Annotated in this window: 2 protein-coding genes; both read right to left on the bottom strand. The window is 35.1% G+C overall.

Features of this window, described 5'->3' with window-relative positions; all coding sequences use genetic code 11:
• Nucleotides 1-20: 20 nt before the first annotated feature.
• On the bottom strand, nucleotides 21-878 hold the full coding sequence (gene fabD / locus Q4Q40_RS22455) for an ACP S-malonyltransferase (protein ID WP_303304306.1): 858 nt from the start codon (nucleotides 876-878) through the stop codon (nucleotides 21-23).
• Nucleotides 879-907: 29 nt separating this feature from the next.
• Complete coding sequence (locus Q4Q40_RS22450) at nucleotides 908-24,799, bottom strand: non-ribosomal peptide synthetase (protein WP_303304305.1); 23,892 nt, start codon at nucleotides 24,797-24,799, stop codon at nucleotides 908-910.
• Nucleotides 24,800-24,861: the final 62 nt, after the last annotated feature.

Here is a 24,861-nt window from a genome sequence, read left to right as displayed (position 1 = left end):
ACCACGTATTTTCCTTTATGCTACCTAATCCCCTCCTTAATAGGGCTACAGCTATTACAAATTTCGGTAGTCATTTTGGTTAACATAACTTTTCCGACCTCTTGAAATTCACTTACATCTTGTCCCATTAAGTAACGAATTGAATCACTCCAACATACAGAACGGGAAATCTGGTTACTAAGCAAATCTACTATCAAATGGTTTTCATAAGGGCGTCCAGTAACATTGGCTATAACTGGAATTTTAAGTTCATTAAAGTTAAAGTTTGATATGAAGTGTGAAAATTCCTTTTCCGCTAGCTCCATATACGGAGAGTGAAAAGCCGCGCTCACAAATAATGGAATTATGGTTATGCCCTGTGCAGTAAAATCTTTTACAACTGCTTTAATATCTGCTTCCGTACCAGAAATTACGGTTTGCGTAGGCGTATTATAATTTGCTATACTCAAGTGTTCATATACATCCGCTGCTAATTTCCGTTTGACATCTTTTATATCCACCCCTAATACAGCGGCCATACCGCCACCAGAAACCTCACTCATGAGTTCGCCTCTTTTTTGTACCAGTCTTAAGCCTGTTTCAAAATCAAAGGCTCCCGATTCCAACAACGCATTATACTCACCCAAACTATGACCTATAAGATAATCTGGAACTTGGTTGTGTTCTCTATACAAAAAACTATTTACCACATAGATGGCTGGTTGTGTATACTGCGTTTTTACCAACTGACGATTAGGATCATTAACACAAAGTTCTTCGATATCATAACCTAGAATGTCTGAGGCTAATTTGGTTTCATATGGGTACTTTCCAAACAGATCTTTACCCATTCCTTTATACTGAGATCCCTGACCAGGAAACATAATGACTTTTTTCACATGACTAGATTTAAGTTAAACATTTGCTTTTATTTTTTATTATTCAATACCAATTCATTGATCCACCGACTAACAAAAGGCTCTTTTATCAATCCAAAATGATCGCTTTCTGTTTCAATAACATTCACCGATTTGTAATATGGTGCCCAACCTAGTGTAGGATCATCCGAGTAGGATTTTTTTGCTTTGATTACATCAATGCTATGCGTTAAATTCGAAGATAATTCATAGGTCATCTTCATAGCATTATCATATATATTAATGATATTGAAGAAAAATGCCTTATTAACATTAACTCCTTTTTCAAGAAGAAAATCATACATTAATTGTTGCTTGGCTTTCCCTGATTTATTACTAATTTTTTCAGAAAACGCAGTGACTTCATCTGTATCAAGAGACAGGTTTAGATTCCCAGATAACATCAGAAATAATGACTTTACTTCTTCTTCAACAGTTACTTTTGGAAGTTCTATATAGCTATCTAGCAAAACAATTTTTTCTACCTCAATGGCTTCTTTTTCAAGTTGTACAACCATTTCATTAACGACTAATCCTCCATAACTATGGGCTACAAGGGTTACTTTACGAACATTTAGTTTCTTGATGATATTAGTGTTATGAGCCGCCTGCTCCTCAAGGGTCTTCAAAAAAGCATCTCCATTCAATGTGCCTTGCATTTGTATCCCATAAACCGAGTTGTTGTTTTCTGCAAATTTTTCCGCCAATGCTTCATAACCATCAACGATTCCTGGCATTCCTGGTATAATAAAGGTGCCGCTTGCATTAGAACTTGTATCCTCTAATTGATTAAATACAATCAAATGCGGGTCTAGCCTCTTATCTTTGGAATTATCCAACAATAACGCATGGTTCTTAATTGTTGGCGTAGAGATGAAATCCTTCAACATAAAAGATGGCTTATTTAAATCATTTCGAATATGTTGAATCAACTGAATTGCGAGTAGAGAATGTCCGCCTAATTCGAAAAAATTATCTTGAATACCTATTCGATCAACATGTAATACCTTTTGCCATATCTCAACCAATTTTAATTCCATTTTAGTTGTAGGTGCGACATACGCATGGACACTGGCTATTTCTAATTCTTTTCGATTTAATGCTTTTCTGTCTATTTTACCATTGGTTGTTAACGGAATCATGTCAAGTGAAATGATAAAGGAAGGAATCATATATTCTGGAAGACTTCTCGACAAGAATTCTTTAATCAAATGAGGATCAATTTTTTCTCCTTCAATAGCGGGAACGCTATAGGCTACCAATTGTTTAGTCCCAAGATGTTCTTTGGCAATAACAACACTGTTTTGAATACTTCCATGTTGGTTTAGCGTATATTCTATTTCTCCTAACTCAATCCTATAACCTCTTATTTTAACTTGATCATCTATTCTTCCTAAAAACTCCAGATTACCATCGGGTAACCATCTTGCCAGATCTCCTGTTTTATACAGCATGCCATCTCTAAAGGGGTTCTTGATGAATTTTTCTTGTGTTAGCTCTTGCCTATTTAAATATCCAGCTGTAACGCCTTTCCCTCCTATACATAATTCGCCAGGAACACCTACAGATTGAATATTATGACTAGCGTCAATGATATAGCAAAAAGTATTTCCTATTGGTTTTCCAATATTTTTCTCATCTGATGCTATCTCTCTTTGAATTGAAGTTACGGTCGTCTCTGTTGGACCATACTCATTGATTATTTTTACGCCTTTGTCTCCCCATCTAGCAAATATTTTTTCATCAAAAACATCGCCACCTGAAATCAACCTCTTAAGACATGAATCTGGTATATATGGGAGTTCCCTCATAAAAGATGGGGTGGTATGGAGGTGTGTTATTTTCTTATTTTTAAGAATATTTGAGAACCGCTCCATATCTAATATATCCTTTGAAGAAATTAAATGTAAAGTCCCCCCATTCAATAGAGCAAGATACATTTGTTCAACACTAGCATCGAAGGAAAAATTAGAAAACAATAAAAACTGATCACTTTCTTCAACTTGGAAATATAACTTTTGAGATCTCAAAAGATTAGTAACATTTTCGTGTTTTACTAGTACCCCTTTAGGTTTTCCTGTTGATCCTGATGTATATATAACATAAGCCAACGCATTAAAGGTCGTTTCGTTTTTCAGGGTTCCTTTTACTTTAAGAATGGATTGATTTTTCTCCCAATTAGGTGATAACACTATTTCTCTAACGCCAAACTCTTTTGTAATATCTCTAATTGATTCACCTAAATGTTCTTGTGAAATTATAATACCAGCTCCGTATTCTTTATCTGTAACACTATCTGAAACAATAAACTTTTTACGTTGCTCTGGGTATTCAGGATCAATTGGAACATAGGCGCCTCCGGATTTTAAAATTCCCAATATCCCTATAATCATTTCAATAGAACGATCCATGCAAATACCTACCAGTGTATTTGGTTTTACGCCATGTTTCTGTAAGTATAACGCTAGTTTTTTACTGCGTTCATCTAATTCTTTATAAGTTATTTCAGTATTTTCATATGATAAAGCTATGTTATCAGGAGTTTGCTTTGCCTGTACTTCAAATAGCTTATGGATACACTTATTAGCTTCAGGAAATAGTATCTCTGTTTTATTAAAATCATATAACAATTTTTGGGTTTCGGATTTTGAAATAATATCTAAGCTGTTAACATGTTTACCATCATGTAGTAAGTAATTATTAAAAAAGGTCTCAAAATATGCGACCAAATCTTTCAATTGATGTCCCGATTTTAAGTCTCTTTCTTGATTAATTAAAATCATTATTTCTTTTCCAGTAAGGCTTACGGTAATATCCAAATGTGTATTCGTTCTTTCAAAACCCAGTAACGAAATATCTTCTTCTTGATTTTCCGATTGACTTGAATGCACCTCTTCATTATCTTGAAATTTATCAAGTACATGAAAATCTACATAATTAAACAACACATCAAAAAACGGATTACTCGAATAATTTTCATTCGCCATAACCGAAATTTCATTTAATGAAAGTCTATCTTTTCCTTTTAATTCTTGTAATTCTGATGCAATGAGCCTTATATATTCTATCCAAGTACATCCTTTGGAAAGAAGCATGTTGAATCTAAAAGGAATACTATTTAAAAAGCAACCCAATAATTTATCGCCATCTTCAATAATTGGACGTCTATGTGATACTAACCCAGCCGTTATATCTTCCTGTGATGACAGTAAGTTCAATATATAGACATAACCAGCAATGAATAATGTTTTTGGTTCAATATTATCCTGTTTACACTTACTTAACACCTTACTTGTAAAACGCTTGTCATACTTCTTAAACAGTCGATTACTAGTCTGATTGTCAGTAAAAATATCCAAGCGCTTATAATCAGAAATCTTATTTTTCCAGAACGAAATATTAGCTTCATTTCTCGATTCTATAAAATCTGAAACAATACTGTCATACATGCTAGATTTTAATGTGACAGGACGGTAGGCTTTATTTTTCTTTAATGCTTTATAAGTTTCAAATAATTCAACCCTAAAATTCTTTTCCGACCATCCATCGAACATGGCATGATGAAATTGGAAAGTCAAAATAATATCTGAATCTGCAATTTGAAAAATGTGTATTCGCCAATTAGGCGCTTTAGTGACATCAAACGGATTTTGTATCCTTTCGTGCTCTAAGAATTTTTGAATATGGATTTGTATTTCCTCCTGAGTCAATTTACTAATATCTTCAACTTCTATATTAACAGGAGCTTTCTTGTGTATAATCTGAACCTGTTTCTTAAAGTCGTAGAGGTGATATGAAGTTCTTAAAGTCTCATGTTTTTCAACCATTAACTCCATAGCTCTTGTTAACAATTGAATATCTAAGGCTTTAAATTGAAATACAAATTGATCATGATATACCCCTAATTCATTATTTTCTCTCATCAACTCACTAGTGTATATCATACCTGTTTGTATGTCACTCATAGGGTATACATTCGCTATATTATGCGGTTGCGGATGATTATCCTTAACAGACGTTTCTATATCGGCAATGGTTTTGTCTATGTTTTCTTTTAATTGCCTTATATCCTTTACCTGATCTGAAGATTGAGAAATAAAATAGGCCATCCCTTCTATAGTTGGGTTCTCATAAAACGACACTATTGGAAATCCTATATTGAACGACTTATTTAGAATACTTATAAGACGAATCGTTTTTATGGAGTCTCCTCCTAACTGAAAGTAATCATCTTTTATTCCGACACGATCTAATGAAAAATGTGCTTGCCAAATTTGAGCAATTTCCTTTTCTATGGAATTTCTAGGAGCTACATAATCCACCCCACTTGAAATTCCTGAACCATCAATATCTGGCAGTGCTTTCCTATCCACTTTACCATTACGAGTCAAAGGAATATGTTCCAATTGAACATAATGGCTTGGAATCATATAATCTGGTAAGCTCTTGGATAAAAAATCACGAATCTCTGCGGTAGAGCGCTCCGCATCTTTGAATACAATGTAAGCGATCAATTCTTTTTTCCCATTTTCTACCGACTTTGCCAAAACAACAGCATCTCGAATCGCTTCCATGAATTGCAATTGCATTTCAATTTCCCCAAGTTCTATCCTAAAGCCCCTTATTTTAACCTGATTATCTATTCTTCCTAAATACTCCATATTTCCATTAGAGAGCCATCGGGCCAAGTCTCCTGTTCTATACAACCTTGAGGCTTCTTTGAATGGGTTTTGTATAAATCGATCTTGCGTTAATTCTGGACGATTCAAATAGCCTCTAGCCACACCTACTCCACTAACATACAATTCTCCTGGTATGCCTATTGGACATACATTTTGCGCAGCATCCAATATATAGCAACTTAATGTTGGTATGGCTTTTCCTATATTGCTAATACCTGAGTTTATTTCTGCCTCTTGAATCCTCTTAAAAGTTACATGAACAGTCGTTTCTGTAATACCGTACATGTTAATTAATTTACTTTGAGGATGTATTTTATACCACTCTTGAAGTTTTAACGGGCTTAAGGCTTCCCCTCCAAAAATGATATATCTAATATCTGTAGCGGAATACGTTGAAAGATATAATTCCTGAAGTAAATAAAATGCTCCTGGAGTTTGGTTCAATACAGTAACCTTTTTCTCAAATAACAGTTGTGCAAAGGCACTAGGGTTTTTAGTTGTTTTTTCTGGTACCACAATTAATTTACCTCCATACAATAAGGCTCCATACATTTCCCATACCGAAAAATCAAAACAAAAAGAATGAAACATGGTCCAAACATCCTGTTCATTGAAGTCAAAGTGACTTTCTTTATTTTTAAGTAGACTTACTACATTTCTATGCTCAACAATGACACCCTTTGGTTTTCCTGTCGATCCGGAAGTATAAATAACATATGCCGCATTATTGGGGCTACTCATATGTTTTAATTTCCCCCTTACACTTAATAGGAACTTATTTTCTTTCCAATTTTCAAACAACGAAATTACTTTAACACCTTGTTCTTCAAAACCCTCTAATATATTTTGCTTTAAATTGGAATTAGTAATTACAAATTTCACTGCATTTTCATCGTTGCCAGACAGTACACTATCATTAAGCATATAGTTAATTCGGTCTTGCGGATATTCTGGATCAATTGGGACATATGTTCCACCCGATCTTAAAACACCTAAAATAGCAACGACCATTTCTATAGATCGCCCAATACAAATTCCTATTAATGTATCTGGTTTTACGCCCTGTTTTTGTAAATAAAGTGCTAGTTTTTTACTTCGGTATTCTAATTCTTTATATGTTATTTCTTCATCTTCGAAGGATAAAGCAATGTTATTTGGAATTTGTTTGGCTTGCGTTTCAAAGATGTTGTGAATACATTGATCTTTTGGAAAGGCTATGTTTGTGACATTAAAATTCTCTAATAGCTTATATTGTTCTTTCTTCGTTAAAAAGCTATATTCTTTTAATAAACTATCCTGCTGTTTTGGTAGGGATGTTAATATGCTTTGTATGTCGATTAAGAATCGTTTTACAGTGTCTTCACTAAAAATATCCGTATTATATTCCAACGATAAAATCAATGAATCATTTTTTGGGTTGTTTGAAAAGTCAAATGTCAAATCAAACTTCGAAGCATTGTATTCTAAAGGCTCAAAAACAACGGTAGACTCTTTTAATTCTAACGGTTCATCGATACTTGCATAGTTTACCATGACCTGAAATATTGGTGTTCGAGCTGTATCTCTTTCAGGCTGAATGGCATCAACTATTCTATCAAAAGGTATGTTTTGATATTCTTGACTACGAATTAGTTCTTGGTGTGTTTTTTTAAAGATATCAAGCAATGTATCATCTTGATCAAATTGTATTCGATTAACCAGTGTATTAATAAAAAACCCTATTAAATCTTCTAAGTTCGAGTGAGGTCTGTTAGCAGCAGTAACTCCAACACAGATATCATCTTGATGGCTATACTTATGTAATAAAATATAAACACCAGTCATTAAGCTAGTAAATAATGTTCCTCCTGAATGAACACTAAACTGTTTTAATTGATTTAAAGTAGATGCCTCAAATTCTATAGTCAATCTTTTTCCTTTTCCACTTGAAATTTGCGGTCTAGCAAAATCTTGAGGTAGTGAAAGATTTGTATAATTCTTTAAATGTGATACCCAATGCGCAAGCCCTTTAGAAAACAAATCATTCTTAAACAAGTCATGTTGCCACATGGTATAATCTATATACTGAACAGGAAGTGGTTTAAGTGTTGGAGAATTTCCTTTTATATAAGCAGCATAAATTTCGTTTAGTTCTCTAAACATTATATTTATTGACCAAGCATCCGAAATAATATGATGCATACATAAACCAAATAGAAACTCATCTTTATCAAGTGTTATAATTAGAAATCTCAATAACGGTCCCTTAGACAAGTCAAACGGCTTATATACTAATGATTTAAATAACTTTTGAGTTTCATTCTCTTTCTCCTGTAGTGAAAATTTAGTACAATCTACAATTACAACATCAATCATTGCATTAGAATCAATATGCTGAAAAGCATTTTCACTATCATTTTTACGGAAAGTAGTACGAAGGCTCTCATGCCGATTAATTAAATAAACTAAACTTTGCTCTAATGCATGAATATTTAATGCGCCTTTAATACGAAATTTTGCAGGCACATGATATCGATTTCCTTGTCCTATTTCCGCCAAAAACCATAACCGTTGTTGCGCAGAAGATAAAGGTAATTGCTCTCTTTTTTCTACGATAGTTATAGGAGGCAACAACTTAAGTTGACTACTATCCACCTCTTTAGCAAGCCCTTGTAAATCAGGAAAATCAAACAGCTTAGATAGTTCTAAATCAACATTGAATTTTTTATGAATTCTTGAAAGTAACTTAGTAACTAATAAAGAATGTCCTCCAAGTTCAAAAAAATTGTCATTAAGGCTTACTTGATCAATACTCAAGATTTCTTGCCATATTTCGGCTAATCGTTCTTCGGTTTCTGTTGTTGGTGAAATAAATTTAGCTTCTCTAGAAACCTCAATATTTCTATTCAATAATGCCTTTCTATCTATCTTTCCATTAACAGTTAATGGAATCTCTTCAATAGGCACTATAGATGCCGGAATCATATAGTCTGGAAGAGTTTTCGATAAATAATCTTTAAGACCTGGAACGTTCAATTCTGTTCTTTCAAGAATACAGAAAGCAATCAAATTCTTGCTGCCGTTATAATCTTTAATTATAACAACACTACTTTGTACATGCTCATGATTGTTGATTGCATTTTCTATTTCTCCTAACTCTATTCTAAATCCCCTAATTTTTACCTGATTATCAATTCGTCCAATAAATTCAATATTTCCATCAGGCAACCATCGAGCCAAATCTCCAGTTTTGTATAACCTACCTTTATCAAAAAAATTGCTAATAAATTTTTCATCAGTGAGATCTTGTCTATTTAAATACCCTCGTGCAACACCATCTCCTCCAAGACATAATTCTCCTGAAACGCCTACGGGTTGAAGTTTGTTTGAATCGTTTAGGATATAAGCTGTAGTATTGTTAATTGGTTTCCCTATTGGTATATCACTATCGTCGACTTCTTCTATTTTATAAGTTAATGAAAATGTCGTATTCTCCGTTGGACCATAGCCATTAATAATTTCTAAATCATGACAATTATTTTTTAATTCGCGAATATGTTTTGGAGATAATTTTTCTCCTCCAACTAAAACCGTTTTTAAGTTTTTGAACAAATCGCAATCCGCTTCTACTATCTGGTTTAGCCAACCAGAAGTAAACCACATAATATTCACATTATTTTTAATAATTATTTGAGATAATAATTGATTGTTTAAAAGAACCTCGCGGGATGATACTACTAATTTTCCTCCGTTTAAAAGAGGTCCAAAAAATTCAACTGTTGTGGCATCAAATGAAAGAGCACCTGTAGTTAATAAAACGTCTTCAGAACAAAACGCATAAAAATTCGAGTTTTTAACTAACCTAACAACATTTTTATGTTCAACTACAACACCTTTCGGTTGCCCAGTAGACCCCGAAGTATACATGATGTATGCCACATTATTAGGTGTACCAACCGACTTTAAATTTTCCGTCGTATTCAGGATTATTTCATTATCATTCCAATCCGATGCTATTGAAAACACCTCTATATTCTGATTTTCTATGGTATTTACAAGGTCTTTTTTAAGGTAATCTTGAGTGAGTATTAATTTTGTGGCGTTTTCGTCATTTCCATTTACAATACTATCATTTACTATATAGTTAATTCGCTCATTCGGGTAATCGCAATCAATCGGAACATATGCTCCTCCCGATCTTAGTACACCAAGTATTGTTACAATAACTTCAATTGATCGTTCCATAAAGATACCCACCAAAGTTTCGGTCTTCACACCTCGGTTTTGTAAATAAATGGCAAGCTTTCTACTTCTAAATTCTAATGCTTCATACGTTAATGCCGTTCCTTCAAACATTAAAGCAATTTTATTAGGTGTTTGTTTCGCTTGCGTTTCAAATAACTCATGAATACTCTTTCCTTTAGGGTAAGTTACTTTAGTATCGTTCCATACATATAACTGTTGACTTTCTTCTTTTTCAGATAACATTTTAACATTTGTCACCTTTATGTTAGGATTCGTAATCGTTGCTTCTAGTATTCTTTTATAATACTCAAGATGTCTTTTGATAGAACTATCAGAAAACAACTTTTTCTTATATTTTATTTGGATGGTAAATTGTTCCTCTAAATCAAGAATTTCCATTGAATATTCATTGATAATTTCCTGCTGTACACTATCCATAAAACGAACTTCTGCCTCAGGATTTAAATTTAAAGTCTCATCAAAAATATTTTGATAAATAAATGATGTAGAAAAAAGCGTATCACCACTTCCTTTTACCAACCCTATTTCTGTTAGCATTTTCGGGTACGGATATTTAAGATGGTCTATAGCAACCATGAACTCAGATTTTAATGCCTTTAGCACATCCAAAAAACCTTTCTCTCCAGAAACTTCAGTTCGAGTAAGCATCATGTTTACATAATACCCAATACCTTTTTCAAATTCTTCTTTGGGACGACCGCTAGTTGGCATCGTAACTAAAATATCTTCTTGATTAGTCAGCCGATTAAGTAAGATTTTGAAAGCAACTAACAAGTATAATGATAGATTTACCTTTAAAGATTTGGCGTTGGATTTTAAGACCTTTAATAGTTCTCCATCTAATTCAATTTTTTCAATACCATTGGTTTCATATACTTCTAGAGCCTCCTCATCCACATGATCATATGGTAAACTTAGTTTTTCTATATCACCACTTAATTTTTCCTGCCAATAAGACAAATCTTCAAGACCTTGTTTACTTTGGATATAATCAATTTCCCAGGCAACAAAGTCAAAATAAGTCCTATCTGAAGCACGATTCTTAGAGAGCGAATTCCCCATTCTTAATTGCTTTAATGATTTCGTAAACATCGAAATAAACGGTGTGAATGAAGTACCGTCAAAGACAGCATGATGAATAACAAATAGTGCATACGTTTTTTGTTCCCTTTTATTTATTCGAACATGCAAACGAATGACTTCTTTTGACAAATCGAAAGGGGTGTGTAAGAGTCTTTTGAAAACATCGTTACTATTTTCATCGTCTTTTAATTCTTGAACATCTTGCAACAATAGTCCATTAGCAGGTCGTAATTCTTGAAATAATTCACCCTCAGCATCCATAGCAAATACAACTCGAAGAGCGGGGTAAGCTTCCAATATATGCTCTGCAACCTTATAAATTAAATCCGCATCAATATCTCCTTTCAAACATAAACCAACAGGAACATTATAGACAATTGAATTAGGATCAAATAATTGAATATGCCATAGCCCTTTCTGTCCTTCAGACAATGGATATTTTTCTGGAAGTGTTTTTTTCTCCTTTTCTTTTTCATCTACATTGCCATTTAAATTGGTGATTGCCATTTCAATGATATTAAATGCCGATTCGAAATCATCAGCACTTAAAATTTGTCCCATTTTAACCTCTACTTCAAAATATTCATTAATTCTACGAACAAATTGGATCACTTTTACAGAATCAAAATCATAATCAATAGGAGATAAACTTAAATCAAGAGCTTCCATTTTTATCTCAAAAGTATCTTCCGCAATAGACTTTATTTTATTTTGTAAACTTTCTCGATTATTTGCCTCTTGATTCGTTCGATTTTCGCCTTTCCTTTCCTCAAAAGTGCTATTTCTTGGTTCTTTATCCACTCCCGGTTTCGAATATTCTTCCAATACAATATGAGCATTCATTCCTCCAACAGCATAACTATTTAATGCAGCTCGTCTGGGATGATTTCCATTTTCCCAATATTGGGATTGTTTGTTAAAAACTAAAGAATGATTCGGATTTAGCTCCGTATTTATTTGTTCTAAACCTGCAATACCAGGAATCATTTTGTGCTCAAAAGCTTTTAAAACCTTAATGATTGAAGCTATTCCCGAAACTAGTTCTGTATGACCAATAACAGGTTTTACTGTTCCAATATGCCATTTCTTTTTCGGGTTTTTAGAATACTTTTTATATACTGAATCTATAGCTTCTAATTCCATAGCATCCGCAATACGATTCGCTATTCCATGGGCTTCCACGTAATCAATAGTATCAACTGGAATACTAGATTTCATCAAGCTTTTTTCTATGACATTCTTAAGCCCTTTAGGGTTAGGGGCATCAAAAGAAAATCCTTTTCCTCCATGAAATACCGAACTTCCTTTTATCACTCCTAAAACTTGATTATTTTCTTTCTTAGCATGTTCTAATAACTTAATAATAAGAACTCCTACGCCTTCACTTCGCACATAACCATCAGCATTATCACCAAAACTTAAGGTATATCCTTTTTTACTAAACACTTCGTTAAATTCCGAAATTTCTATCGACATCTCTTCAGGTGAAATAACATTAATACCGCCTATGATAGCTTGTTCGCACTCACCCGATGCCATACTTTGTATTGCCCTGTGAATAGCTACATAACTACTCGTACAAGCAGTATTAACAAATTCGCTTGGTCCTTTTAAATTTAAATGATAGGAGATTTTATTTGGAATAAGATGAACTAATGAAAAACTATCTCCAGTACCACCTTTATAAATTTGTTGTTGTGCTGCTAAAAACACTCCGGTCGGTTTAGAAGACAAATCTTCTTTTTTCACCCCATATTTAAGCATTGATTTGGTCAACTCTTCAAAAATTAATCGTTCTTGAAACGACATCATTGATAAATCGAACTCACTTAGGTTTAGTGTAGCGCATACAGATTCATATTCTAAATCCGCTAATTTCCCATAAGAAACTTCCGCATTTAAACCGTCGACTTTTAATTGTGAATTAGAAATTGTTTTATCCCAAAGCTCCTCTTCTGTTGAAGCTGAACTAAAACGCCCTCCCATACCTATAATTGCGACATCTAATTTTTCAGAATCGACAGTTTCATATTGTTGTTTGACCTCTTGCTCTTTAGGAGCAACTGTTACAACATTTTTTTTATTGGTTTCCGAAGAGTTTATTGCTTTTGAAGAAAATCGTTTTCTTTTGGAAAATTTAAGAGATTGGGATTCTTTCATTTTTAATCCATCATTTATAGTTGATAGATCTCCATTATTATCTTCTTTCTTGAAAAAAGATTCATATTCCTCAACAAAATAACTTGCTAATTCATTAATAGTTAAGTATTCGAAAAAAACAGATGCGGATAGTTCAGGAAAATCCTCAGAAATTTCTTTGGTAATACTTCCTATCAGAATAGAATCTATCCCCATAGACCCAAAATCAGCCTTTGTATTGATTCTATCTTTATCCAGTTTCAATACCCTACTAATAATCTCCTTCAAATAGTTTTCTGCATTTTGAACTAATTTAGTATTTGAAGAAAAATTAGAATCTTCTATTTTTTTGGTATGTTTTGATTCTGTTTCTTGTTCTAATTCTGAAGAAATTTCAATTTCCCCATCGCTTTTAGCTACTATAATTTGTTGAGTACTTTTTTCGTTCTGAGGATAAAAAACAACGTTATCAAACCCTGTATTAGTAAATACTTTTTTCCAATTCTCTTCAGGTAATCCGGGGCTTCCTTCAAGCCTTAGTTCGCTATCTTGATATAACCACCAACCTTCTAAAAGACCAAAGGTTAAAGTAAAAAACATTTCTGTCTCTGCGAGCTCATTAAGTAATAATATACCCTCTTTTTTCAAGACACTCTTAATATTACTAATACTTGTCTTAATATCTTTTGTAGCATGAACAACATTGGCTCCTATTACCATATCACAAGTACCAAAATCTATCCCCTGATTAACGGGAGTCTTTTCAATATTGAAAAGTGTAGTTTCAAGATAAGTCGCAACATCTCTATATTTATCTTCAGCATAAATGAGGAAACTCTTTGATATGTCAGTATAGATATATCGGATATGATCCTTAAATTCTTTCAAAACTTCGAATAACAATTCACTAGTTCCTCCTGTTCCTGCCCCTACCTCTAATAGGGTAAATTTTTCGCCTTCTTCAAGATTAGCAATGCTGTTTTTTACAGCTGTTTTTACTAATTGACATAGCAGTCTATTAAAATAATCAACGTGCTCATTCTTTTTATAAATTCCAGCCACTAAATCCATACTCCCTTCTGGGAAAATAATATCAGTAGATCGAATCGTTCCTTTAAGAATACCTTCAAACGATTTTAAACAAGCTTCTAATAAATTAAAATAAGCTGTATAATCTGGATACGCTTCTTTTGCAGAATTAAATGTTTCTTCTAACTTAAAAAGCTTTAGTGTATCTTTAAAAACTACGAGTTTATTTTCTTCTATAGATAAATAATTGGAAATACTCAGACTCCTGATCAACTCATTGAATAACCTTTGATATTTATCTATAATCCCCAAATCTATACGGAGTTTTTCCATATCCGCATCAGAACCATTTTCAATTCCCATTCCCATCAAGACTTGAAGAATCCCTTTATAACAAATATCTTTTAGAGTGGTTTCAGCTTCCACTTCAATAACTTTCTTTTCTTCTTTTATTTTAGAAATCTTAAGAGTTGACGTTACGGATTGACTGAATATTTTTTCTTTTGGTTCTTTTTGCTTATTAGTGGTAATTTGGACTTCATGATTTGGTTTATTACCATTTTCAACCGACGTGATGTAATTTTTAAATCTTAATAACACATCTCCTTCATCAGATAATAAATCAATATCATAACCTCTACCTTCTTGACTCTTGCGTGCATAACATAAACTAGTCTTGCTAACATCGCCATATATAGTTACTTCTCCAACTGAGTCTGGTAATTTTAAAACACTGGAATCTTCTATAAAGTTTATTCCCAAACAAGTATGCAGTGCACTATCCATTAAGCCAGGCTGAAGTACATAATCTGGTTTTATATCCAATCGGATTTTATTCAATGCCTCTTCTTCACTAAAGTATAAAGTCTCCATGCCTTGAAAACTCCTGCCTAAGTTTAAACCCCATGATTTGAGCTCCTCATAATATTCCGCTCCTGCTTTTTGATGGGTTAAACGACTTTTGATTTGAGCGATATCTACTTTCGGTAGCATCAGTAATGGCTCTGTGCTTAGTATACCTTGAGCATGAATAACTTCTTGGTTATCTTCTGACTGACTGTAAACTTCGTATCCTATATTTCCTTCATCTTCAAATAAGCTAACCTGAATCGCTTTGGTTTCTCCATTAACCCGAATGGGATCCAGCCATTTAATATCCTTCAATTGGGTAACAGGTTGATCAAGACTTTGAGCTCCTGCTTCCCTGACCAATTCTAAATAGGCTACTCCTGGAAGTATTTTTTCACCTCTTACAATATGTTCTGATAAAAAGGACTCTTTACCGCTATAAATACTGGTGAATTTCTGTTCCTCCATATTGGAACGATTCTGATGTAATAACGGGTGAAGCTTCCCTATTCCATTAGATAGTTCGGTGGTCTTTGATTTTGTAATCCAATAGCGCTCCTTTGCAAATGGATATACTGGTAGGTTGATTTTATTAGGTATATTCTCTTCAGAATAGAGCATATTCCAATCTATGATCACTCCTTTTACCCAGAGCTGCGCTAAGGAAACAGCTTCTTTATCTCGAATTGCTGTTTCTATATAGCTTTTTCCTGCGCTTCCAGTTAGCATGATATCGTTGTTATCCTTTTTGATATTTCCTGTGAAAACCGAAGTTCTTTTTCCTGACTGATAGGTGCTTAGTTTAGATTTTAATTCTTCTATGTTATTTACAACTAATGACAAGCGTTCTTCCATAGATTCCCTTCCTAGTTGTAAGGTGTATGCAACATCATATAAGTTAACAGGGCTATTCGTTTCTAGGTAATTTACCAGGTTCGAAACTTGTGCTTGTAATCGTTCTGGATTTTTTGCAGAAAGTAGAATTATCGCTGGGTCGTTGCTTTGGTATTCCTTTAATTCTTGATGGTATTCTTCTAAGATAATATGCGAGTTCGCTCCTCCAAAACCAAAACTGCTTACTCCAGCTACTCTTGGATGATTTTCTTTGGCTTCCCAGCTGGTGGTATCCTTTTGTAAAGTTAATGGGCTGTTTTTTAGTTTTAGGTATTCATTGGGTGTTTTTAAGTGAGGGTTCCCTGGAATCATTTTATGTTTTAGCGATTGGATAACTTTTATCATTCCGGCTACTCCTGCTGCTGCTTCTAAATGCCCTATATTCGTCTTTACACTGCCTATTTTTACATGTGGAACTTCGGGAAGTTTTAGCCCCTTATCTTTGTACAATTCCTTAAAGGCTAGTTTTAATCCTTCTGTTTCAATTGGGTCGCCTAGTGGGGTTCCGGTTCCATGGGCTTCCATATAACCGATGTTTCGGGGATCGATATTAGCAGATCGATAGGCTTCAAGTAAAAGATCTCTTTGAGCATTGGGGTTTGGAGAAGTCAACGTATTGGCGCTTCCTCCGTGGTTCTCGGATGTTCCTCGAATAACGGCATGAATTCTATCGCCATCTGCCTTTGCTCGACTGAGTGATTTGAGGACAACAATTCCGACTCCTTCTCCACGGACATAGCCATTGGCGCTTTGGTCGAATGTTTTACATCTTCCATCTTCGCTCAGCATGCCTGCTTGGCTAAAAGACAGCGTAAGTTCTGGGCTTAGCAAGGCATTTACGCCTCCTGAAATAACCACATCGCAACGTCCACTTCTAATATGTTCTACAGCCCTGTGAACAGCAATTAACGAGCTACTGCAAGCCGTATCGATGGGTTCACTTGGACCATGAAGTCCCAATAAATATGATATTCTATTCACTAAAATGGAATGCGTACTACCCGTTGAGTATTGAGCCAAACTTGTATCATCGGTATGCTTAGTTACCATTAATGAATAATCTGTACCAGATACTCCAATGAATACGCCAGTATTTGTTCCTTTTAACTTTTCATAAGGTATTCCAGCATCTTCTAAAGCATGATAGGTTGCTTCCAAAGTAAGACGTTGCTGAGGATCCATAAGTTCTGCCTCCAAAGGAGAAATCTTGAAATATAAGGGATCAAATTTGTCGATATCATCAATAAATCCTCCCCATTTGGATTTTGTCTTGCCTTTTTCAACCTGTGGGTCTCCATAAAGTTCCTGCCAATTCCAACGAGTTTCCGGAATTTCACTAATTAAATCTTTATTGTTTTTTAGGTTTTCCCAAAAACTATCTGGATCTGGAGATTCTGGAAAACGACAACTCATACCTACTATAGCAATAGGTTCATTGGATAATGCTTTGGTTACTAGCGAATCACTTGATTGTGTTACAATTCCTTTTCGAGAAAATTGCCTTTTTCTTTTCGATACATCAAAAGAAATTTTTGCTTCCTCAACTTGAGTTTCAGCAGTTTCACTTGGTGCTGTCTCTGGTTTATGCACTTTGCTTAGTTCATCAACATAGGTTTCAGATAAAAACAAGGTCAATTCCGCTATGGTAGGATAGTTGAAAAAGGATGTTGGTAAAAGATCTATGTCATAATAATCATTAAGTACATTGGAAAGACGCGTTAATAATATGGAATCAAGCCCATAATCTCCAAAATCTTTTTCTGGATCTAATGCGCTTATTTCTAATTTCAAAACAGATGATACCATCTCTAAAAGCACTTTCTCAACCTTAGCGACTAAAACTGAAGCATTCAGAACTGGTGTTTCAACCGATTTTGCTTTTTCTTGATAATTACGTACTAATTTTGAAGCTATTTTTTTACCTTTCCCATAGGTTACCACGACTTGTGATAAATTACTTTTCAATAGTTTTTCAAATGCAATTATCCCTTGATTAGAAGGCAATGGTTGAATGCCCCATTTTTTTTCGAGATACTTTTCGCTTTCGGCATCCATTTGCATGCCTGCATCTTTCCACAACGACCAATTGATACTTATGGCATGCCCTTTTCGCTTGCCTTTTCGTACAAGTTCATTACGGTGTCTTGCATAATCATTAAGCCAAATATTGGCACTTGCATAATCTGCCTGACCTACATTTCCTAACACCCCAGCTATACTGCTACAATAAAGCATGAAATCTAAATCGATTTCCTTGGTCGCCTGATCAATATACTTGGCGCCATCTATTTTTGGTGAAAGAACAGCCCGAGCTTCTTCCTCGGATTTATTTATTAAAAAACTGTCTTTTAGAACTCCTGCAGCGTGAATAATGCCATTTAGTTTACCATGGGTATCAAGTATCTCATGAATCAATGCATCAACAGCATCTTTATCGGTAACATTACAGCAGTGGTAACTAGCGTTCACTTTTTTAAGTGCTGCGGCACTTAACCTACTGGTTTTACTTCTCCCTGTTAGTATGAGCTTAACATTCTTACCTTCAGCCAAATAACTGACAAATAACTTTCCTAAACCACCTGTTCCTCCAGTGATTAGATACACGCCATTTTCCTTGACCACAGCTTGGCTATCGGATAAAGCAACAGGTTCTAAATGTTGAACCTCTCTTTGTCCTGAAACATAACGCACTTCTTTAGTAGAATCTTGGTGTTCGGATTGAAGGATGTCAACAAGCGCACTTAATTCTTTAATAGATAAACTATCTACGCCTATAACCTTCCCTTTTAATTTGGGATTTTCAAGTTCAGACGTTTTTAACAATCCACGAACAAAACTGTAGTTCACAACATCTTGATTACGATATATTACAGTTATATGTGTATGTTCTGTTACATGTATTTTCGATTTTATGATTTCCTGAACTTTAGTATAGAAATCAATTTCGTTATTCTCATTAATGGCTATCACATCATTATGGAGTGCTTTTGATACTTTTTCTGCTAAACGATCCGACCCTCCAGCGAGTAAAACTATTTCATTGGAAATCTTTGAATCCAATTGCTGTACAGGGGTTTCTTTCCATGTCCCAGTATAAAAGTCTAACGAAGCGTAGTTTTCTTTTGAAGTATCAATGGTATCTTGAACGCCTTCTACCGGCAATGCTATAAAATCGACAAACCTTAATAATACATCACCTTCATCTGATAATAAATCAATATCATAACCTCTACCGCTTTTACTATCACGCGCATAACACCAACTCGTCCGGCTGACATCTCCATAAATAGTGACGTCGTCAACAGCATACGGTAATTTTAAAACATTGGAATCTTCTATAAAGTTTATTCCTAAACAAGTATGTAAGGCACTATCCATTAAGCTAGGCTGAAGTACATAATCTGGTTTTATATCCAATCGGATTTTATTCAATGCCTCTTCTTCACTAAAGTATAAAGTCTCCATGCCTTGAAAACTCCTCCCTAAGTTTAAACCCCATGATTTGAGCTCCTTATAATACTCCGCTCCTGCTTTTTGATGGGTTAAACGACTTTTGATTTGAGCGATATCTACTTTCGGTAGCATCAGTAATGGCTCTGTGCTTAGTATACCTTGAGCATGAATAACTTCTTGGTTATCTTCTGACTGACTGTAAACTTCGTATCCTATATTTCCTTCATCTTCAAATAAGCTAACCTGAATCGCTTTGGTTTCTCCATTAACCCGAATGGGATCCAGCCATTTAATATCCTTCAATTGGGTAACAGGTTGATCAAGACTTTGAGCTCCTGCTTCCCTGACCAATTCTAAATAGGCTACTCCTGGAAGTATTTTTTCACCTCTTACAATATGTTCTGATAAAAAGGACTCTTTACCGCTATAAATACTGGTGAATTTCTGTTCCTCCATATTGGAACGATTCTGATGTAATAACGGGTGAAGCTTCCCTATTCCATTAGATAGTCCGGTGGTCTTTGATTTTGTAATCCAATAGCGCTCCTTTGCAAATGGATATACTGGTAGGTTGATTTTATTAGGTATATTCTCTTCAGAATAGAGCATATTCCAATCTATGATCACTCCTTTTACCCAGAGCTGCACTAAGGAAACAGCTTCTTTATCTCGAATTGCTGTTTCTATATAACTTTTTCCTGCGCTTCCGGTTAGCATGATATCGTTGCTATTCTTTTTGATATTTCCTTTGAAAACCGAAGTGCCTTTTCCCGAATTATAAGCTATTAATTTAGATTTTAGTTCATCTACGGTATTTACAACTAACGACAAACGTTCTTCCATGGCCTCTCTACCTAGTTGTAAGGTGTAAGCGATATCAAATATATTAACGGAATCATGTTCTTCCAGATAACTTATCAGGTTTGAAACCTGGGCATTTAATCGTTCTGGATTCTTTGCCGAAAGTAAGATTATCGCGAGATCATTGCTTTGATATTCCCTTAACTTCTGATGATATTCCTCTAGGATTATATGCGAGTTTGCCCCACCAAATCCAAAACTACTTACTCCTCCAACTCGTGGGTGGTCACCATTGGCCTCCCAGCTGGTAGTATCTTTTTGTAAGCTCAATGGAGTGTTCTTAAGTTTTAGGTATTCGTTAGGAGTTTTTAAATGGGGATTGCCCGGAATCATTTTATGTTTGAGCGATTGGATCACCTTGATCACACCAGCAACACCTGCGGCCGCTTCTAGGTGCCCTATATTGGTCTTTGCACTTCCTACTTTTACATGTGGAACTTCTGGAAAATCCAGACCTCTGTCTTTGTATAGTTCCTTAAAGGCAAGTTTTAAACCTTCTGTTTCAATGGGGTCTCCAAGCGGTGTTCCAGTACCATGGGCTTCCATATAACCGATGTTTCGGGGATCGATATTAGCCGATCGATAAGCTTCGAGTAAAAGATCTCGTTGTGCATTAGGGTTCGGGGAAGTCAAGGTATTAGCACTTCCGCCATGGTTCTCAGACGTCCCTCGAATAACAGCATGGATTCTATCGCCATCCGCTTCTGCTTGACTTAGGGATTTGAGAACGACAACACCGACTCCCTCGCCACGGACATAACCATTGGCGCTTTGGTCGAATGTTTTACATCTGCCATCTTCGCTCAACATGCCCGCTTGGCTGAAGGATAAGGTAAGTTCCGGACTTAGCAAGGCATTTACACCTCCGGAAATGACCATATTACAACGCCCGCTCCTGATGTGTTCTACTGCCCTATGAATGGCTATCAACGAACTACTACAAGCTGTATCTATGGGTTCACTTGGCCCGTGAAGGTCCAATAGATAAGAGATTCGGTTCACAAGAACAGAATCGGAAGTTCCAGTAGAATATTGGGCTAGGCTTGTATCATCAGTATGTTTAATTGTCATTGACGAATAATCATTCGTGCAGACGCCCATAAACACTCCTGTATTTGTTCCTTTTATCTTTTCAAAAGGAATACCTGCATCTTCTAAAGCATGATAGGTTGCTTCCAAAGTAAGACGTTGCTGGGGATCCATAAGTTCTGCTTCCAATGGAGAAATCTTGAAGTATAAAGGATCGAATTTGTCCATATCCTCAATAAATCCGCCCCATTTGGATTTGGTCTTCCCTTTTTCAACCTGTGGATCACCAAACAGCTCCTGCCAATCCCACCGGTCTTCAGGAACCTCGCTAATCAAATCTTTATTGTTTTTTAGGTTTTCCCAAAAACTATCAGCATCTGGAGAACCTGGAAAACGACAACTCATCCCTATAACAGCAATAGGTTCATTATTGGATTTTGAAGACAAATGTCCTCCTGAATTTGAATGATTTTTAAAAAAGAACCGCTTCTTTTTCGATAGCTTATCAATGGTTTTTGACTTAAGTAAAGGAAGTGCCTTTTCAGGTTTTTCTCCAGATTGCACTCCTAATTTGTGCAGTTTTTGTACGTTTTCAAGATAGTCTTCAGATATATGAAAGGCTAATTTTTCTATATTAGGATAATTGAAAAAAGCGGTTGGAGAAAGGTCTATATCATAATAATCATTTAAGACATTCGTAAGTTCGGTCATGACTATAGAATCGAATCCATAATCTCCCAAAGTAGTCTGAGTTGGGATAATACTCGGGTCCTTACCTAATAAATCGGATACAAATTCGAGAATAACTTTTTCTACATCAACTTGATACGGGCTCGAATCTGTTGCTGCGCTTTTAGCTTCTTCATTTGTTTTTTCTTCCGATTCGATAGATTCTTGTTTGACTCCATCAACTGGCAGGGCTACAAAATCTTTGAAACTCAATAATACTTCACCAAATTCTGCTATTAAATCAACATCATAATTAACAATATGGCTCCCAGATTTATTGTTTTCACTTTTGCGGACATAACACCAACGGGTTTGATGAACATCTCCGAATATCATAGCATCTTTTATACTAAAAGGAATATTCAATGTCGTCCTTCCTTGTCCAAGATTTAATCCAACACAAGTTTGTAAGGCACTATCTAACAACCCAGGTTGTAAAATAAAGTGTTCTTCTTTTGGTAAAGCGATCTTGCTCAAAGCAGCAGAATCACTATAAAACAATGACTCAATACCTTTAAAACTAGTTCCTAAATTTAATCCCAGTTTTTCGAATAAGGCATAGTACGCCTTACCGCTCTTCTCATTTTTCAAAGAGGCTTTTATCTTCTCTATATCAACTGGATCTGGTTGTATTTGCGGTTCTGTACTTAATTTTCCTTTTGAATGAATAATTTCTTCATCCGGATTTTCTGTTGACTTGCTATACACCTCATAAGCAATATCATGATGGTCTTCAAACAAGCTAATTTGGATTTCTTTTGGATCTTTATTTACGCGAATGGGATTCAGCCAAACAACATCTTTCAATTGTGTGACTTGCTTTTCCAATGAACGGGAACCTACTTCTCTGGCCAACTCTAAATAAGCAACCCCAGGAAGGACTTTCTCGCCTCTTATTTGATGATGATCCAAGAAAGGTTCGTTTCCTGTAAAAATGCTCTTGTATTTTTGTTCTGAAACGTTAGACTCGTTATTATGCAATAACGGATGCATCAATGAACCAAAATATGAACCATTCCCAGAATTATTTGCGGAATCTTGATATATGTCCAACCAATAAGTATCCAACTTAAAAGGATAACCTGGTAAGGAGGTTTTGTGAACGGGTATGGATTTATAAAACTCTTGAATGGGCGTTTCGTATCCCTTGGTCCACAAATCGAACAAAAAGGATTTATCTTCATGGTCATTGAGATCATTAAGAAACTTTACTATTTTTCCGTTTTTTAGAAATATTTCATTTAGATCTAAACTATCCTTACTATTGCCTTTGGTATAGTATCCACTTTTTCCTTCTGAATCAATAAACTTAGATAGCTTTTGAATTAAGTTTTCAATGGTTTTATATCGGAACACAATGCGATGACCCAACACTTTTCGTCCCACCAAATAATTATATTCTACCTCAAGTTCATTACAATCATTTGTTGCCAGGTAATTTTTAATATGTGTCGCATAGTCTAAAAACTGAGGTTCTTCTGCGACTGAAATCGCTAAAAAATAGACGCCAGAATCTTTTTTTTCTTCTTTTTCGGCAATATGTTCTTCCAAAATCATGTGGATGTTATTTCCACCTCCGCCATAATTATTTATGGCACCCCGTCTTGGAATTTCTTTTTGATCAGCATCTTTTAATCTTGACCAATCTTCATCGTTTGCCGACATATAATAGCGTGACTTTTCCAAACTTATTTCGTCACCTAGATTCGTAAAGTCTTTTATGCCTAACTTTTTTTGTTTTTTGAAAGCATAAACCAATCGCACTAATGATGCTAAACCAGATGCAGCGTGCATATGACCGATATTGGGTTTTAGAGAACTTATCGTACAAGGGGCTGTAGTTTGTTTCTGTTTTCCCTTCCCTTTTTTAAAGTGATTTTCTGCTAATTTGAATGCCTTAATTTCTTCTGAATCTGCTAATACCGACGAAGATGCATGCGCTTCAATATGCGTGATTGAATGTAATGGAACTCCAGCTTCATTAACGGCTTCAATTATAGCACTACTTTGTTGTTTGGCATCAGGAAACGTAATGTTTCCTGCATGTCCTGCATGATTTGATGAAGATCCTAAAACAAATGCATGGATATTGTCATCCGCTTCCAAAGCCTTATCTCCCCGTTTTAACAACAAACTTATCACCCCCTCGGAAGATGTAAAACCTGAAGCTTCATTTTGAAATGGCGTATTGCTACTTCCCCCCTTGGTCATTAAACCCAAGGATTCTGTCCCGGCATAAAAGGACTTGGTCCATTCTTTTCCATATATTAAATTAACACCAGCTACGACAACATAATCAACCTCATTATTTTTGAGCATTTTTTTGCCCTGATGAAGCGCCGTTAATCCACTTGTACAAGACGTATCTATACAATAACTCGGGCCTTTAAGGTTAAAAAAATGAGATATTCGATTGGGTAAATACGTATCAAACATGCTCAAATTAGTAAATGCTGTAATAGGCGCTTTATTCAAATATTCAGCGTAAGGGTTAATTTCTTTTCCAACAATTACGGCAACTCTCTTATTTTCAAGAGAAGCAGGTAAAATACAAGCGTCCTCAAACATATGCCATACAGACATTAACAACAATCGTTGTTGAGGGGTCATGTACTTTGCTTCTGCACTTATTGTATGATAGAGATTGGCATCAAATCTTCTAAGGTTTTTGATAAAAGCTCCTTTCTTGGAAAGTACCGTTTCATCAGGATCATGATCATCTGGAATTTCCTTGATAAGACACTCTTGGCGCTCTAATTGATGCCAAAATTCTTCAATAGAATCTGACTCTGGAAAAAAACCAGCCATCCCAATAATGGCAATTGAGTCCTTTTTTTTAGTGTTTGTATTGTTGTTTTTTGCTGACGTTTCGAGTGTATTAGCGGAGGGGGTTTTGAGGGAATTTTGCATTTTAAGGGGGGGGGCGTTTGCATTTTTAATTGATGTAGTTGAAACCCTTAGTTTCTATACTT

The organism is Flavivirga jejuensis (assembly GCF_030540765.1).
Lineage (GTDB): Bacteria > Bacteroidota > Bacteroidia > Flavobacteriales > Flavobacteriaceae > Flavivirga > Flavivirga jejuensis.
This window is presented reverse-complemented; position numbering and strand designations above follow the sequence as displayed.